The following is a 16,613-nucleotide window of genomic DNA, read 5'->3' on the forward strand; positions in this document are numbered from 1 at the left end:
TTAATGACAAAATTTATCGATTTTATATAAATTTTTTGCGCCTGTATCAATTTCAAAAAAGAGTCTAGGCACGTACTTCATTTTTAATTTCTTATTGATTATTTTTTGAATATCGTAAATATTATTTTTAATTTGCGAGAGAACATACTTTTCTTTTGTCTCTGGTATAACGGTAAAAAAAATTTTACTTTTTGAAAAATTAGGAGCTGTATCTGCTCTGGTTACTGTAACAATACAATTATTTTCAAAATCTATCTCTTTCAAAATTATTTTTGAGATTTCTTCTCGTAAAAGGTCATTAATCCTTTGAAGGCGAAAATTCATATAAAAATTTAAGTTTCTATAATTTCAAAAACTAATAAGATATCATCTTCTTTTATTTTTGTTTTTCCTTCATAGGAAATGCCTATCTCTCTTGGTGATTTCGCTTTTTCTATTTTCTTTTTTTGTTCCTGAAGTTCTAATATTCTGCCTCCTTCTAAAATTTCCTCGCCCCTTTTAATCTCAACTTCTGATTTCTTTACTTCCCCTTCGATAACTTTTCCGCCAATAATCTGCCTATATTTTTTTTCTCCTCTTTTTTGGGTCTTGAAAATAATAAGCGGTTTTATTTTGCCAAGATCAACTCTTTCTTTCTTTTTCTCACGCATATTTGCCATTTCTTTTCTTATGTTATCAATAAGATCATATATTACTTCAAAAGTTAAAATTTTAACTTCTCTCTGGGATGCTTGCGTTTTTGCAACAGCATTAGGAAAAACTCTAAATCCGATAATTAAAGCATTTTCATTATCTGCTAGCCTTATATCGGAATCTGTAATATCCCCTACTCCTGTGTTTAGAATTTTAATACCTATTTTATCCTGAATTAAATCATTTAAAATCTTTGATAAAACCTCAACAGAACCCTTGCAGTCTCCCTTGATAATTGTTTTAAGATAATTATCAATATCTTCCTTCTCTTTAAAAGGAGGTATATCTTCCTCTGTTTTTTTCTCTAACAATTCTTTTTGGGCATCATCAACAGAACTTGAGAAATAAAAACTTTCACCAACGCCCGGAACATCTTTAAATCCAGTAACAACAACTGCTTCGCCCGGGATCGCCTCCTTTCTGTCTTGTAATTTAAAATTTTTCATTGCTTTTATTTTTCCAAAAGTAGTTTCTGTTTTTATAACATCCCCTTCTTTTAATCTTCCTTCTTCTATTATTAGGGTGGCTTTCGGGCCACAGAAAGAATTAAGGTGGCTTTCTAAAACAAACCCTTTGGGTTTTTTATCTTCGTCTGATTTAATTTCAGAGACTTCAGTCAAAAGCCTTAAAACAGAAAGAAGATCTTTTATGCCTTTTTTGGTCTTTGCTGAAACTTCGACAATAGGAATATCTCCTCCCCATTCCTCAATTAAAACACCTGTATTTTGCAACTCTCCTTTTGCTTTTTGAATATCAACATTTTCTTTATCAATCTTATTTAGAACAATCACAGAAGGAATCTTTGCTTCTTTTATTGTATTAATTGCTTCCTTTGTTTGGGGCTTAACGCCTTCATCGGCCGCCACGACTAAAATTGCAATATCCGCAACCTTTGCTCCGCGCGATCTCATTTCGGAGAAAGCTTCGTGTCCTGGTGTATCAATAAAAGTAATTTTTTGCCCCTCGTATTCTATCTCATAGGCACCAATATGTTGAGTTATTCCTCCCGACTCTTTATTTGTTATTTTAAAATCATCTCTAATCGCTTCTAATAAAGAACTCTTGCCATGATCTATATGACCCAAAACAACAATAACAGGAATTTTTTTTGTTCCTTTTTCCATAAAAAATATCTTTTACTATTTAAGGGCTTGCTTTATTGACTCTTCTTCTTCTTTTGAGAGAGAATATTCTGATTCGCCATTTTTAATCGGCTTTGTATAAACTCTTGTTCCTTCTTTTGAATGCAAAGAAGAAATTACAATTCCATCATCTTTCTGATCAAGTAAGGTTATAGCAAAACTTTGATTACTCCCAATCTCCGAGAAAGGATTAAAACGAACAACGCCTATTTTTTGAATTGAGTGAAGCGCTGACTTATCAAGTTCTTTTATTCTATTTAATGCCTTGTGTATCTTCTCTTCTGTTCTTTTCTGGTTTTTAAAAAGTTCAGAAATAATTGACTCAAGACTTTCCGCTTTTTTGCCCCTAAAAAAGTTAGTTGTTCTTTCTTTTTCTTTTTTTAACCTCAACTCAAGAAAAATGTTCCACAAAAGAAAAATAAAGATTACTGCAATTAAAATAGTACCTGTATTCTTTTCAATAAATTCAATCATATTTTACGTTTTGGTAGTAAATATAAAGCACCTCCAACCTTTAAATTAAATTAAATTCTATTGTATTTTGAGATATATTGCAAGGTGCGGAGGGTGCAGGATTTGAACCTGCGTGGGGAAAACCCCACCGGTTTTCGAAACCGGCGCTTTAAACCGCTCAGCCAACCCTCCTTAAATAATTATACCAAACCCTTTAAAACGAGAAAGAGGAGGCCCGTAGGTCTCCTCGTGTATGAGTTAATGTGCTTCTTTGGCCCTTATTCCAGTCTAGGGACCTGGAGACGGCCAATATTTTGAAGCAGCTTGAAATCATCTCGAAATCGCAAGGAGAAATATTTCCTATTGGTTGGGCTCACCTTACCCTTCAATATTTTATCTCCCTACAAAATCAAGTACTGTTAAGTCTATCTGACTATCTTATCCTTTGCCTCCTTTGCCGCATGATATGTTTTTACCTATTCTCTTGTTTCTTTCTGTGGGATGCCTTGTTTTTGCTATCAGCGATTTTATCACTACTTCAATTATGCAATGTGCTATTTTGATGATTTTTTCTATCCAGAAAAATCTGGATCCGGTCTTCTCTAGTCACCGGAAAAGAACGGTAAAAAATCATCTAGGAAGGGGTTTCTTTTCCTACCTTCCTGTTAAAATTATATCAAGATTTAAAATCTTATGCAATAGAAAATAGCCATTCCTTGGCTATTATAATTTGCGAGATATTTTAAAAAATATTAAATAAAATAAATTTAATGAGAGTGTTTCAATGATGGCATTGAACAACTTTTCTATTTCCAAATAATAGTATCGTATTTCCTTAAAGATTTATTACCCGCTCTATCTATATATTGAACATAAACATATTTTTTGCCTTTTTTTGAATTACCACCATATCTAGAATTGTTTAAACGCCAAGAGTATCTTCTTTTATACCTCTTCCAACCTGTCCACCTCCTTGCATTATTAGAAAATCGCATATAACGAACACCACTCCCCTTGTCAGAAGCTTTAAGATAAAGAGTAGTCTTTGCTGATTTGGTATATTTCGCTCTATTATTAATTCTGATTAAACCGGTAGGAAACGTTTTATCGTAAACAATAGAATCGGAACTTACAGAGCAAATATTCCCATGGTTATCTTTAAATTGAATATAAACTCGTTTAGTTCCTTGTTTGGTATTCCCTCCATAAGTTGAACTTGCTAAGTTCCACCTATAACTTGTGCCATACTTTTTCCAACCCGTCCACTTTGATGCATTGTTGGAAAATCGCATATATTTTGTTCCCGATACAGCATTAATTCCAAGAGTTACATTTGGAGAACGAGTATATTTTGCTCCACTATTAATTCTCACAGAACCAAAGTAAACAGAAATCGCTACATTATCAACATCAAAAAGGTCTTCTGAGTAAAAAATTAAAGATATATTTCTTCCCTTGTTTTTTGTAATGTCTATGTAACTTCTTGTGTACTCTAAATTATTATATTTAATCCCTCCATTTTCAGTAGTCTTTATTGCTAAAAGTACATCACTATCTGAATCAAAAATACCCATGGCTGCACCTTTTTTATAAGCATTCCAATAAACGTAATCAAAAGAAAATAGTATTTTATAAATATTCTGAGGAAGGGTTATTCCTGTTTGAAATATACTATCGCCAGGACTAAGACTTGCTAACCAATTGCCAGAAGCAGCCCATGCGGTGTTTTTTTCTATTACCCACCCTTCACAATCTTCATAATCTCCCCAATCGCAACCCTCAAGCCAACCAACACCAGGACCAGATTCAAAACCGCCATTTACTACACTCCAAGTAGCAGCTTTTACTATTTTTGGTCCAAAAAATAAAACTGCTAAAATTGTAATCACCAAAAATGATTTTGAAAAATTTTTTTTCATTTTTTTAGTATTTTTATATGTAAAAAAGTTTATTCTTTTATTTTGGCACTATTGTAAAAAAAGTCAATAGAAAAAGCCCAATTTTTTGAGCTTCTCTTTTGTCGTTAGTCTTACCTTATTTGTTTAACTGCGGCCCCACGGGGATTTGAACCCCGGTTACCAGGTTGAGAACCTGGCGTCCTAGGCCACTAGACGATAGGGCCATCACTGATAAATATATTAACCCTTTTTAAGCGTCTTTACAAGTAAAAGACCCGCCAAAAAACCAATTAAATGAGCTCCTGTTGCAACGCCAGGTACAGGATAAAACACTTGGAACAAAATCCAAATCACTAAAAATACTACTGCGGGAACTGAAAAAAATAAAGGGAAAACAAATACCAGTAAAAAAGATTTTATTTTGTGCTTTGGAAATAAAATAAAATACCCACCAAGTATTCCTGAAATTGCGCCAGATGCCCCAACTATGGACAATAACTTTTCTTGAGATAAAAAAACAAAAATAAATGAAGCAAAAAAACCACAAAGCAAATAAAACAAAAGATAACGAAAACGCCCCATAGCGGCTTCAAGATTATTTCCAAAAACCCACAAAAACCACATATTCCCAATTAAGTGCAAAAACCCTGCATGTAGAAACATTGAAGTAAAAACAGTATAAAGTTCTTTTCCGAGAAGAATGTTTTGTGGAATTAATCCAAATTTATTAACGATAGCTTCAAGGTTATTAAAAGATAAAAAGAAAATTATTGTATTTAAAAAAATAAGCCCGATTGTAACAATCGAGGCTCTGCTCGGACGATACTCGTCATACAAAGGAATCATAAAAACCTATTCTATTTCTTTTTAATTTCTTTTATGGCTCTATTAAGTTGAGGATCTTTCTTTTCGCTTACGTCTTTTTCTGTTATTTTAATTTTAATATCTGGCTCAATGCCTTTACCTTCAATAAACTTTCCAGATGGCAAAAGCCAATGAGCTGTTGTTATTTTTAGGGCTGAACTATCACTTAAGTTAATAAGCTCCTGAACAGTGCCTTTGCCAAATGTCTTCTCTCCTATTAATATGGTTTTTTGATTATTTTCTTTTATTGCGCCAGCCAAAATTTCAGAAGCCGAAGCGGACCCTTCATCGATTAGAATTATCATTTTAAACCTAGCAAAACTAGCGGGACCTTCAGATTTTATATTCTCTATCTTCCCTTGCCCAAAATCTTGCTTTAAAATTATTTTATTTCTTGGAACAAAAAATTCTCCAATATTTATTGCAGAGTCAAGAAATCCTCCAGGATTTCCTCTCAAATCAAGTATCATACTATCTGTGCCACTTTTTAAAACTTCTTCTACCGCCTTTTCAAATTCTGTATAAGTATTCTCGTAAAAATTAAAAATTTGCAAATAGGCAATATTTCCGTCAAGCATTTTGAAATTTAAAACTGGTATTTTAACTTTAGATCTTTTTATTTTGACATTAAAAGTTTTTTTACTTCTTTTAATCTTTAAATTAACAATTGTTCCTGCTTTGCCGCGAATTTTCATCACAGCCTGAACTAAAGTCATATCACTCGTATTTTTTCCGTCTATTTGTAAAATTTTATCATTTGCCATAATACCCGCCGCTTCTGCCGGAGTTCCTTTAAGTGGCGCAACAACAGTTAATTGATTATCTTTTATTGTAATTTCAGCACCAATACCTTCATAAGAGCCTGTTAATTCTTCTCCTAGTTGAGAATTCTCTTTTGGATTAAGAAAATCTGAATATGAGTCACCAAGACTACCAACAATTCCATCTATTGCTCCATATATCATTTCCTGTTCTTTTTCTTCTGAATATCCATAGAACTTATTCCTAATCTGAGACCATGCTTCAAAAATCGTGCCATAACGAGCACCTTCAATTAATTCTACTTTCTGTGCTTGAAAATAATATCCGCCGATTAAAAAACCAATAAAAAATACCAGCACAAAAAGAATTATATTTTTTAATTTGGAGTTTTGTTTTATTTTAAGCATCGGTTTCATAAAAATTTATTTTCCTACTTTAGTTATCTCTTCCTCTTCTTTGTTTTCTTTTTCTTCAGTTAAAGCTCCTTCTTTAAAAATATTCTTTGCAACTTTCTGTATTTCGGAAAAATCTCCGGCTTTTGGTAATAATATATAAGCACCTCCCGCTGATTGAGTAGAATAAAGATAATTAGTATTATCAAAAACAACTTGTTCCACCTCGGCAACGTCAAACTTAGAAGCATTCTTTACTAAATACTGAATTTGAGAACCATTTAAGTCTGTTCTAATATTTTCTTCAATACTATTAAAGACATTCCAAATTTTATCTGGCCTTGTAAGCGTCTTTAAAGAAAAAGCTTTCTCCTCTAGTGCTAAAACCACTTTTTGTTGCCTTTCCATTCTTGCAAAATCAGAATCATATTTTCTCATACCCACATAACCCAAAACCTCACTACCATCTAAATAATTTTCTCCCGGTCTAATTTGAACTTCATGTCCATAAAAATTCTCATAAAACCATTTATCTTCATGAACAGTAATTCCTCCAACAGAATCAACTATTTCTTTTAAAGCGTCAACATCCACAACAATAACAAAATCAATATCAAGACCAATAACTTCTGATATTGCTTCTTTTGCCATTCTTATTCCTTCTTTAGGATCTCCCTTACCATTAAATCCTGCTGCATAAGCAGAGTTTATTTTTTGACTTCCATTGCCCGGAATATCAATCCAAAGGTCTCTTGGAATAGAAACTATCGCAGCTTTGCCCGTTTCTTTTTCGTAAGAAAGAACCATTATACTGTCAGTTAAAATTCCTCCGCCGCTTGCTTTTTCACCCCTATTTCCAAGAATTAAAACGTCCCATCTTTTATCTTTGTTTGGATCAAAGAGAGATTCACCCGTACTTACGGTTGAAAAAGTATTAACTCCTTTAATTAAAATAACAGCAGCTACGCCAGCCACCAAAATAATAAAAATTATAATTATTCTTTTTAAAATTTTTTCCATAATTTTACTTAAAAATATGCCCCGCACAGGACTCGAACCTGTAACTTACTGCTTAAAAGGCAGTTACTCTACCAATTGAGTTAGCGGGGCAAATTTTATAAAAAAGCTTTAAAGCCAAAACTAAACGTAATAATTTTACTTTAAAATATAAAAAAATCAACACCCCTTGTTAATCTTTTGGAGGAATACCAAGATAATTAAAAAGATACTGATTTATCTCTTTAGCAACCGGGGCTAATGAATCAGAAGAAAATCTTGGACCTCCTCTTGGTCCATCCATTTTTATCAATAAAATAAACTCTGATTTAAAAGCAGGGGCAAAGTTTATAAAAGACTGAATGGTACGCGAAGAATAACCGCTCTTTTGAATACCAAAATAAGAATAAGAAGCCTGAGCGGTTCCCGTCTTTCCCGCGATTAAATATCCTTTTACGGCCGCTTTTTTACCGTAGCCATTTTTTACAGCACTTACCATCATTGCAGATGTTCTGCTTGCAGATTCTGGAGAAATAACTTTTCTAACTTTTTTTGTTTTTATTTCTTCTACTTTTCCATTCTGATGTATAATTTTTTTAACTATATGTGGCTTTACCATCTCTCCTTCGTTGGCAATCGCGCTAAAAGCCATAAGTATCTGGACAGGATTTGCAGTTATCCCTTGCCCAAAAGATGCATTTGCGCATTCTATTAATTTTGCATTTGAACGGGGGTGTAAAATATTCTCTATATCTCCAGCTTCTTCACCATAAAAATCTATGTTGGTTTTTTTACCAAAACCAAACTTCTTAACGTATTGAACAAACTTTGTCCTCCCAATTTTTTGCTGCATAAAAACTGCTCCTGTGTTTAAAGAAAATTCAATGACTTGAGTCATTGTTTTTGTGCCATGTGCTTTAAGGTCTGAATTTTTAATAGCAAAGCCCGATATTTTAAGCACTCCTTTGTCGACATATTTTGTATCTGGAGTTACAACTTTCTCTTCAAGAGCTATTGATGCAGTAAGTGGTTTAAAAATTGATCCAGGTTCAAAAGGCAAAACAGCTGGGTTTTTAAAAACACTAACATCTTTTTCTTTTTGATAATTATTGGGATCAAAATTAGGAGAAGAAGCCATCCCTAATATCTCTCCTGTTTTTGGAGACATAACTATAATTGTCGCATTATCTGGTTTATATTTTTCAAAAAGCTCCTTTGCTTTATTTTCTAAAAAAAATTGTATATTAGAATCAATTGTAAGTATCAAATCACTCCCATCCACAGGATCTTTAACTTGATTTTGCACAGAAAATATTGGATCTTGATTTGCATCCACAACACCTCTCCTAAAACCATCTTTTCCGGCAAGTTGTTTCTCATGATAACCCTCTATACCATATTGACCAACTTTCTTTTTGCCGGTCTGATCAAACCCATAAAAACCAATAAGACTTGAGGCAATCTCTCCCTGGGGATAAAATCTATTAAAATATGGCTCTAAATGAACTCCTGGAATGTCTTCAATTTTTTCTGTTTTTGAAAGGGAAACTTTATTTTTAATAATTATCCAGGGATCATTGCTTTTTATTTTTGACGATAAAGATGATTCTGAAATACTAAGCGCTAAAGACAATTTAGAAATTAATTCCTGTCTATTTTTTATTTCTCTTGGAGCAACGGCAACATTTGCAACTCCCTGATTTTCTGCGAGTAATGTTGCCTCGTCCGAGAAAAAAACCTTACCTCTCTTTGCGTATATTTTTTTCTCTTTAATATGTTGACTTTCTGCTAGGGTTTTATATTTTTTATAATCTTTCACCTGTAGATAGAATAAGCGGCCCAAGATGACCGCTCCTAATAAAATAAAAAAAGAAAATAAAAGGTATAAACGAAAATCCGAATGATCTTTCTTCATTATTATTTTAAAATTAGTTATTTAGTAATAAATTATTTAAAGCTATTTTTCAAGAGAAAGGCTGCCGACTTCAGAAAGTTTAACAAACCTTACGTTTTTTGCTTCTACTAATTTTAATTTATCCGCTGCTGCCTTTATTCTTTTTATTGAGGCATTTTCAATGATTTCGGATTCAAGAGCCTGAGTTTTTGTCTCTACCTCTGTTGATTTTTCCACAATTTTTCTTAGGTTAAAATTCGCCTCAACTAATTGTAAATTTAAATAGAGATAAAAAATCATTGTTCCTAAAAATAAGATACATAGAAATAAAGATATTCGAAAAACTTTCTTATTTGGAACAACAACTGCAGTTCTTGTAGAAGAACTCCCGTTCTTCTGGTGTTTGTTTATCGGACGGCTGATAACAGATACGGTTGATAATGCTTGGGGCATAATTTTATTATTTTTTAATGCAAGCTCTTAATTTAGCGCTTCGTGATTTTGGATTTTTGTTTATTTCTTCACTTGTCGCTTTTATTGATTTTTTCGTTAAAATTTCAACTTTCTTTTCTCCCTTTAAAAAATTTTTTACGATTCTGTCTTCAAGAGAATGAAAAGAAATGATAACTATTTTACCGCCTGGTTTTAAAATTTCCACTGCTTGCGGTAAGGTTTTTTTTATGTTTTCAAGCTCACTATTTACCTTTATTCTTAATGCTTGGAAGGTTCTTGTAGCGGGATGAATTTTTTCTTTGGCCTTTCCTGGTTTTACTTCTTCGATAATCCTTACAAGCTCTGTTGTTTTTAAAATTGGCTTTTTCTTCCTTTCTTCAATTATTTTTTCCGCAATTTTTCTTGAATATCTCTCTTCTCCGTAAATCCTTAAAATCTTTTCTATATCTTCTTTCTGCCATTTATTTACTATATCCATTGCAGTTATTCCCCTCTTCTCATATCTCATGTCTAAAAGTTCATCTCTTAAAAAAGAAAATCCTCTCTCTGATTTTTCTATATGCCAGGAAGAAAAACCTAGATCAAAAAGTACGCCAGATATCCTTCGATTCAACTCAGGACAAGTTTTATCTACAATCTTTTTTAAATTTTTAAAGTTATCATTTACTAAAACTAATCTTTTTTCAAACTGCTCTAATCTTTTTCTTGTCTTTTCTAATAATTCTTTGTCCAGCTCTATGCCCAATATTTTTCCTTTTGGTAGTGTCTTTTTTAAAATTTCAAAGCTGTGCCCTCCTCCGTCAAAAGTCGCATCTATAAAATTTTCATTGGGCTTTGGACTTAAATATTTAATAACTTCTTTTTTAAGGACGGACTCATGTAAGCTATTATTTACCATTAGTCATTTACTGTTTATTATTAAAGCCCCCCTATCTCAGATAACCTTTCTGCCATATTTCCAACTTCCTTTTCTGATTTTTGCTGATACTGTTTCCACCTAGTTTCATCCCAAAGTTCTATATGATTATAAAGACCAACAATTACTACTTTCTTTTTTAGGCTTGCGTATTTTTTAAGATAATCGGGAATTAAAATCCTGCCAAGATTATCAATCGAAGTTTCCATCGCACCCGACAGCATTGTTCGTTGAAATCCCCTTGCGTCTGCCTGGCCTAAAGGAAGTTTTCCTAATTTCTCTGCAAGCTTTTCCCATTCTTTTGGTGAATACAAAAATAAACATCCATCAAGCCCTCTTGTCACAATCGCTTTTTTTCCAAGTTCACGTCTGAATTTAGACGGGATTGATAATCTCTTTTTCTCATCTATTAAATATTTGTATTCACCGATAAACATAAACTATCTTAGGTTAATTATCCCCAAATATTAGTAGTTTTCCCCACCTTTTTCCACTAAAAACCACTTTAATTACATTTTATTCCACTTGAAAATTTTGTCAAGGGCTTTTTGATAAAAAATAAAAACCGCGTCCATTACAGACGCAGTCCGATTCATCTTTTATAAAAAAGTTAATAAAAGATTACTATCTTATCGGTGGTAAAACTTTTTCAATATCCCCAATCTCTTTTCTTATATAATTTTGTATTTTTTCAATTAGATCGAGATCTTCTATTAAATCATTAACTAACTTTTGTCTTTCTTCTTTCTCTTTTTCCGTAATATGGTCTTTTGTAATATCCATATCTTTTAAAGCTTTCATTTCTCTACTAACTTCTTCTTTTAAAAGTCCAAAACCATCAATAACACTATCGTTGGCTTCTTTTATTTCTTTTAACAAATTCATTCTCTTTTTTGCACGTTTTTGTAAATTATAGAGAAAATAAGTAAGAAGAATAAAAAGGGTAATGGACAAAAATAAAATTATGCTTCCGTAAATTATTTCTTCTCTTATAAATTTTCCCAAAACAACAACACCTCCTCTTTCTAGGGTTAGTGTTATTTTTTTTGACGGTGCAGAAATCTCTCCCTTTTCGTTTTTTGCTTTTGCATAAATATGATATTTACCGGGTCGCAAAAACCTGTTATGAACATAAGACCAGGTATTATCTGAATCAACTTTTATTGTCGCTATAATTGGTTCTACCCCTTCTTTTTCTATATATAAAATTATGGTTAATTTTGAATCTGCTTTTCCTTCAACAAAAAAAACTTCTGTTGAACTTAATTTTTCGGGATATGTAGTTATTTGAGGAGCTTGAACCCTCTTTATTTCTGTTTTCTTTTTAGTAGGAATAGGCACTTTTTCTTTATTTAAATTATATTCTGCTCCTTCAAGGTCTCTTAAAATATCTGTACCCTTAGCGTCGTTTGCCAAAACAGAACCTTCCTGAAAATCAAGATTAACTTTGCCAGTTGATTTTGCCCTGAAAGAAATTTCTAAAATCTCTCCGGAATTACCAGAAAATCCTGGGGCTGGCAAGCCCCCGCCGAAACTTATATTTCCTTCGTAATTTGAAAAATGAGTTGAAGAATCCCATAAAGAGAAAATAGAATTACCCCTTTCAATGTCTAAAATTTCTAATTTTTCTTTCGGAAAATTAATTATTCCCCTTGCAGAGTTTATTCTATAACCTCCTGTATTTACTTTTATTTTTACTTTAAATACTTGCTCTTCTTTGTAAACACCGGTAGCAGGATCAATATATAAAGTTGCTGCTTTTGGTTGAGCAAGAATAGTTTTTACGTCAAAAAACAAAATACACGTAGCTATCGTAATGATTATTAAAAATATTTTTTTGTTCCTCATGTTGTTTTTTATCTTTGCTCTTTGCTTAAATATCTTGATCTAAGTTTTTCCAGTTCTTCAAATTTCTCTTGAATCTTTTCTCTCGTTGCAACATTTTCGCTAAGTTTTTTATCTAAACTCAAAAGTTCATTATCAATAATCTCTTTCATATTGCCTAATCCTTCCTTCACACGTTTTTCTTCTTCTTTATCTTTCTTTCTGCCTAAGTAAATTAAGAAAATAATTATGCCTGATATAATTATCAAAAGAAGTAATAAAAGATACCAAGGAATTAAAACTCCCCTTATTGAAATACCCCTACTCCCCATAAAAGATATCCATGGCGAGACAATTTCTATTTTGATTTTTCCATCCTTCCAATTACCCGCTTTATCAAAAGCCCTTACAATAACTTGGTAGGTGCCTTTTTCTAGTTTTGGAAGCTGGTATGGACTAATTTGTTCTGAGAAAGGATATATTTCTTGCTCGCCAGGCTTGCTAAGATTTATTATCTTTACCTCATAATAATCAACTCCGGAATGAACATCTGTCGTTAAAAAAGAAATAACTGGCCGAGGACTTGAAGTTCTTGGTGTATCACATTGAATTTCAAAATCGGCTGGCGATTGATTATCTATTCTCAAAAGAAAAGTAGTAACACCTCCCCAATTACCAGCTTTTTTTGATTTTATGTGAAAATACCAAAAACCACTCTCAATGTTTTCATAATAAGTAGAATTTTTAATGCCTTCGGAAACATTATCAGGAATAGTTGTTGGTTCACGCGTCAAAACATAACTATAATCTGTAACACCAGTATCTTCTTTCCACAAAATAATTGGATTATTGTCTCTATACCATTTTTCTTGATCTGGGTGAGTTGTGGAATAAACAAAGGGTCCTTTTGGTGGAGGAATTTTAATCGTGTACTTTCCCCCCACTGTTGAAATCGGAAGCTCTGTCCCCTTTCCATCATTTAAAAGAATTTTTGAAGATCCACTAAAATAAAGATTAGCTTCTCCTGGTGACTTTGCTCTAAACTTTACTTTAAAGATAAGACCAGAAGAAGTTTTAATTCCAGGGTTTGGTATACCTCCCCTTAAAGAAAGAGTACCATCAATATTGGAATAATCAGGAGGTGAAGTCCATATTTGGATTATTGATTTTCCTGAAAATGGTTCAACAATTTGAATTTTATCCTGAGGAAATCTTAAATCAACCTGAATAGCGTTTATGTATTGGTTTTTGGTATCTAATATTATATCAACATCAAAAGTGCTACCAACAAAAGTAGTTTTAGTCTTTGGAGAAAAATTTAAAACCGCACCTTGTGCGTTAACCGAAGACACAGAAATAAAAATAATAAAAATTAATAACGAAAAAAATAATATGAATTTCCTTTTCATATTTTCATATTAAAATTGGTATAATTTTTGATTTTATAAATTATAACACAAGTTTTAAAATAGAGATAAAAATTAGTTCCTTTTTCGTCTTTTTTTTACTATCAAAAAAATTACACCAGAAAAAATAATTAACAAAATTAATATTACTAAATAATAAGCTTTATTTTGTGGATTCAATTTTTCTATTCTTTCATTGCCCGCTTTATCCACTGCTTTTACCATAATTTCGCTTTTCAAGGACTGATCCTTTAATAAATAAGGACTTTCTGTTCTTACCCACTCAGAAACTTTATTATTTTTTTTATCTAAAGGCACTTCTAATACTTCATAATAATCAATACCCGTTTCTTTGTCTGTAGTTGCAAAAGAAATAAAATACTGATTATCAAAAACAAAAGAATCTTTTGATAATTTAATTTTAAAGGGTTGGGGCGGGGTCTTATCTTCTTTAAGTAATTTTTCCCATTCGTCTCCCGTGGCTTTATCCCCTGTAGTATTAATTAAAGCGGATTTTGTTTCTAATTTTGTTTCTGTACCTTTTCCGTCATTTAAAAGAACCCTCGCATTGTTGTCTATTTTAATTTCCCCTTTTCCCTTTTTTAAAACTCTAAAAACGATTGAAATAATCTTTCCATCTTTTCCTTTATAGCCATCTGGTTTACCCCCAGAAAAAGAAATAATTCCTTTTGTCGCTGATGGCTGATTGGTCCACAATTCTAAAATAGAATTTCCTGTACTTATTTCTTTAACTTCAAGTAAATCAACGGAATAGCTAATCTTTGCCTCAATTGCATTAATTGTTTCGTTTTGAGTATCTAAAATTAAGTTCTCAATAAAGGTATCTCCTTTTGCGTAATTACTCTCTGCGGGTTCAAAATATAAATTTGCCGCATTGGTAAAATAGAAAAATAAAAATAAAAAACTGAAGGTAAAAATACTAAGTAATGATTTTTTAATTTTAAATTGTAATTTTGATTTTTGCATTTTGATTTTTAATTTTTTTTAAACTATTCTGTCCAATAATACATCATTATACTAAAGTCAATAAGATCTACCGTATCTGAATCATTTATATTCGCACAATTATTAATTGGATTTCTTTGCCCCCAAAAGTAAAGAAGTATTGAAAAGTCAATAATGTTAATTTCTCCATCAAGGTTTAAATCAGCCCCTTTACACTCTCTTTCAGAAATCGCAAAAATATCAAAACTTAACTCCTTGCTAAAATCACTATATTCACCAAGTGGCGATAAAGCCCTTGCTATTAAATTATAAGTTCCTTTCCCAAAATTATCTGTATTAAGGCTATAAGACCATCTTCCGTTTATGCCTGCCTTTATTGTAAATAATTTATTCCCTGGAGATAAAAATGTAGTCACAGTGCTTGAAGGATAGGTTGTTCCGGATATTGTAATATTTTCTCCTTTATAAACTTGATTTGTTGAAAGAGAAATTGTTGGAGATAAAAAAACTCCAGAAACCGTGGTCGAAGTGCCTGCAGCAAGATTAAGTGTATAAAAAATAGTTCTTGTATCTCTTCCTTTCGAATCTTTTCCATAAATTCCAAAAACGGAAATACCAGGTGACACAGCTGTTATTTTCTTTGAAAAAGATCCATTAGTTAAAATTTGCGTTGTCCCAACAATAGCACCTCCTCTTAAAATTGTGACAAATGCACCTGGAGAACCCTTGCCCTTAAAAATAATTTCTGCAGTAGTTGGTTGAGCAATTACTGTTGCTGTAATACTTATACCAGATAAAATATCAAACCTTGACCTTGCAAAATCAACATCGGCAGTACAAGAAGAATTAGAATATGTATAAATTCTCGTAGCAAAAGATCCACTTGATGAGGGATTTTTAATTCCAGAAAGAACCAAAGAAATGTTTGCGCCAGGTGCCTCTCCTGCTATATTTGTTAATTTTAAAGTGCCGTTTGTTGCAGTATCTAATGTCCAGTTGCCAGAAGTAAAGCCCGTAAAAGTTCCTTTTGAAGCGCTCGTAGTTTGCATTCCTGTTGGCGTTGTACAACTGCCCGTTGAGCTTGTACAAGATTTAATTATAATACAACGCAAAACGTCGGGCGAGGAACCTTCCCACTGATAATTATAAGTTACATTACTCATTGAAGGTCTTGAGTCAGAAATAGTTGTTGATTGATTAGTAAGTTGTGCTGCGATTATTTTTGGAGAAAAAAATATAAAGAAAAAAAGAATAAAAAAACAGCTCACAAGAAAAATCCAAAATTTTTTAGAAATTATTTTTCTATTTTTGAATCTTCCTGGTGAGCTGTTTTTTAAATTTAAAAAGTAATACATCCATTTAAATAAATGTAAAAAGGAATAAATTTCTTTTTAGAAAATTTATACTACTTTTTTCGGCGGCTCTTGTCCCCCTTCTTTTTCTTTTAATACTTGATTTGCTTTTTTGATTTTTTTGTTTGTCCTAGCAATAATCCAAACAACAATAATCAAAACTATTAAAGCAGGAAGAGCAATTTGCCAAGGAAAAGCCCAAAAATCAACTGAAGCCGTCAAGGGGGTATTCTGAGAACCATAGCTTCCAGAAAGCGTTGCTCGGTACCTTATTCCCCAAAGCCACTGATTTTTCAACTGGGTCTCTACTTTCCTGACAGCGCCTGGCAAAACATTCTTTTGTGGAACGTTAACTTTCGCAACTTCATTTCCAAAAATATCAGTAACTGTAATGACGCCCGTTGGTTTTTCATGCACCGTACCCTCATTTAACAAACGAAGAACTAAAGGTACAGGCCCTCGGCTAATAAAGCCGGGAACTGAAAAATCTTTTACCTGAACATCTTCTTCTATCGGACCCGAAACAGAAACTAAAAGTAAAGAACCTATTTTTGGATTAATGGTTGCTCCACTTTGCTTTGGTCCCGTAACACCAGTAACGC

Annotated in this window: 16 protein-coding genes and 3 tRNA genes; all 19 read right to left on the minus strand. The window is 32.3% G+C overall.

Going from position 1 to position 16,613, the window contains the following annotated elements:
• Positions 1–324 carry a ribosome-binding factor A gene (locus tag PHI88_00705; protein ID MDD5551672.1) on the minus strand — a complete coding sequence of 108 codons (324 nt, stop codon included), beginning with the start codon at positions 322–324 and terminating at the stop codon, positions 1–3.
• Positions 325–332: 8 nt separating this feature from the next.
• Positions 333–1,817 carry a translation initiation factor IF-2 gene (gene infB, locus PHI88_00710; GenBank protein MDD5551673.1) on the minus strand — a complete coding sequence of 495 codons (1,485 nt, stop codon included), beginning with the start codon at positions 1,815–1,817 and terminating at the stop codon, positions 333–335.
• Positions 1,818–1,832: 15 nt separating this feature from the next.
• Positions 1,833–2,309 carry a DUF4446 family protein gene (locus PHI88_00715; GenBank protein ID MDD5551674.1) on the minus strand — a complete coding sequence of 159 codons (477 nt, stop codon included), beginning with the start codon at positions 2,307–2,309 and terminating at the stop codon, positions 1,833–1,835.
• Positions 2,310–2,396: 87 nt separating this feature from the next.
• Positions 2,397–2,480, minus strand: a tRNA-Ser gene (locus PHI88_00720).
• Between the two features lie 614 nt (positions 2,481–3,094).
• Positions 3,095–4,207, minus strand: a complete 1,113-nt coding sequence (locus tag PHI88_00725) for a hypothetical protein (protein ID MDD5551675.1) — start codon at positions 4,205–4,207, stop codon at positions 3,095–3,097.
• Between the two features lie 130 nt (positions 4,208–4,337).
• Positions 4,338–4,410 (minus strand) — tRNA-Glu (locus PHI88_00730).
• 16 nt (positions 4,411–4,426) lie between these two features.
• Entirely contained in the window at positions 4,427–5,032 is a 606-nt protein-coding gene (locus PHI88_00735; protein MDD5551676.1) for a rhomboid family intramembrane serine protease, read from the minus strand.
• Positions 5,033–5,043: 11 nt separating this feature from the next.
• Entirely contained in the window at positions 5,044–6,228 is a 1,185-nt protein-coding gene (locus tag PHI88_00740; GenBank protein MDD5551677.1) for a S41 family peptidase, read from the minus strand.
• Positions 6,229–6,234: 6 nt separating this feature from the next.
• Positions 6,235–7,224: an LCP family protein gene (locus PHI88_00745; protein MDD5551678.1), complete on the minus strand. Its 990-nt coding sequence runs from the start codon at positions 7,222–7,224 to the stop codon at positions 6,235–6,237.
• 17 nt (positions 7,225–7,241) lie between these two features.
• A tRNA-Lys gene (locus PHI88_00750) sits at positions 7,242–7,314 on the minus strand.
• A gap of 79 nt (positions 7,315–7,393) precedes the next feature.
• Complete coding sequence (locus PHI88_00755; GenBank protein ID MDD5551679.1) at positions 7,394–9,115, minus strand: penicillin-binding protein 2; 1,722 nt, start codon at positions 9,113–9,115, stop codon at positions 7,394–7,396.
• Positions 9,116–9,157: 42 nt separating this feature from the next.
• Positions 9,158–9,547 (minus strand): hypothetical protein, encoded by a 390-nt coding sequence (locus PHI88_00760; protein MDD5551680.1) that lies wholly within the window; start codon positions 9,545–9,547, stop codon positions 9,158–9,160.
• A gap of 7 nt (positions 9,548–9,554) precedes the next feature.
• Positions 9,555–10,445 carry a 16S rRNA (cytosine(1402)-N(4))-methyltransferase RsmH gene (rsmH, locus tag PHI88_00765; protein ID MDD5551681.1) on the minus strand — a complete coding sequence of 297 codons (891 nt, stop codon included), beginning with the start codon at positions 10,443–10,445 and terminating at the stop codon, positions 9,555–9,557.
• Positions 10,446–10,465: 20 nt separating this feature from the next.
• The gene (gene mraZ / locus PHI88_00770; protein ID MDD5551682.1) at positions 10,466–10,900 is read right to left on the minus strand and encodes a division/cell wall cluster transcriptional repressor MraZ; all 435 of its coding nucleotides are present in this window, start codon (positions 10,898–10,900) and stop codon (positions 10,466–10,468) included.
• 187 nt (positions 10,901–11,087) lie between these two features.
• A complete protein-coding gene (locus PHI88_00775; protein MDD5551683.1) occupies positions 11,088–12,311 on the minus strand; it encodes a cohesin domain-containing protein in 1,224 nt (407 codons plus the stop codon).
• An 8-nt stretch (positions 12,312–12,319) separates the two neighbouring features.
• A complete protein-coding gene (locus PHI88_00780) occupies positions 12,320–13,696 on the minus strand; it encodes a cohesin domain-containing protein (GenBank protein ID MDD5551684.1) in 1,377 nt (458 codons plus the stop codon).
• Positions 13,697–13,768: 72 nt separating this feature from the next.
• The gene (locus PHI88_00785; GenBank protein ID MDD5551685.1) at positions 13,769–14,680 is read right to left on the minus strand and encodes a cohesin domain-containing protein; all 912 of its coding nucleotides are present in this window, start codon (positions 14,678–14,680) and stop codon (positions 13,769–13,771) included.
• 23 nt (positions 14,681–14,703) lie between these two features.
• Positions 14,704–16,014: a hypothetical protein gene (locus tag PHI88_00790; protein ID MDD5551686.1), complete on the minus strand. Its 1,311-nt coding sequence runs from the start codon at positions 16,012–16,014 to the stop codon at positions 14,704–14,706.
• A 45-nt stretch (positions 16,015–16,059) separates the two neighbouring features.
• A partial coding sequence (locus PHI88_00795; GenBank protein MDD5551687.1) for a hypothetical protein occupies positions 16,060–16,613 on the minus strand: 554 nt, incomplete at its 5' end.

This window comes from Candidatus Paceibacterota bacterium, from assembly GCA_028716825.1.
Classification (GTDB): Bacteria; Patescibacteriota; Minisyncoccia; order Minisyncoccales.

Bases quoted from the DNA above. Each gene is read 5' to 3' on its own strand.
- PHI88_00705 (MDD5551672.1), bottom strand. From the start codon at position 324: ATGAATTTTCGCCTTCAAAGGATTAATGACCTTTTACGAGAAGAAATC.
- PHI88_00725 (MDD5551675.1), bottom strand. From the start codon at position 4,207: ATGAAAAAAAATTTTTCAAAATCATTTTTGGTGATTACAATTTTAGCA.
- rsmH (MDD5551681.1), bottom strand. From the start codon at position 10,445: ATGGTAAATAATAGCTTACATGAGTCCGTCCTTAAAAAAGAAGTTATT.
- mraZ (MDD5551682.1), bottom strand. From the start codon at position 10,900: ATGTTTATCGGTGAATACAAATATTTAATAGATGAGAAAAAGAGATTA.
- PHI88_00745 (MDD5551678.1), bottom strand. From the start codon at position 7,224: ATGGAAAAAATTTTAAAAAGAATAATTATAATTTTTATTATTTTGGTG.
- PHI88_00740 (MDD5551677.1), bottom strand. From the start codon at position 6,228: ATGAAACCGATGCTTAAAATAAAACAAAACTCCAAATTAAAAAATATA.
- PHI88_00785 (MDD5551685.1), bottom strand. From the start codon at position 14,680: ATGCAAAAATCAAAATTACAATTTAAAATTAAAAAATCATTACTTAGT.
- PHI88_00760 (MDD5551680.1), bottom strand. From the start codon at position 9,547: ATGCCCCAAGCATTATCAACCGTATCTGTTATCAGCCGTCCGATAAAC.
- PHI88_00775 (MDD5551683.1), bottom strand. From the start codon at position 12,311: ATGAGGAACAAAAAAATATTTTTAATAATCATTACGATAGCTACGTGT.
- PHI88_00715 (MDD5551674.1), bottom strand. From the start codon at position 2,309: ATGATTGAATTTATTGAAAAGAATACAGGTACTATTTTAATTGCAGTA.
- PHI88_00755 (MDD5551679.1), bottom strand. From the start codon at position 9,115: ATGAAGAAAGATCATTCGGATTTTCGTTTATACCTTTTATTTTCTTTT.
- PHI88_00735 (MDD5551676.1), bottom strand. From the start codon at position 5,032: ATGATTCCTTTGTATGACGAGTATCGTCCGAGCAGAGCCTCGATTGTT.
- PHI88_00780 (MDD5551684.1), bottom strand. From the start codon at position 13,696: ATGAAAAGGAAATTCATATTATTTTTTTCGTTATTAATTTTTATTATT.
- PHI88_00790 (MDD5551686.1), bottom strand. From the start codon at position 16,014: ATGTATTACTTTTTAAATTTAAAAAACAGCTCACCAGGAAGATTCAAA.
- infB (MDD5551673.1), bottom strand. From the start codon at position 1,817: ATGGAAAAAGGAACAAAAAAAATTCCTGTTATTGTTGTTTTGGGTCAT.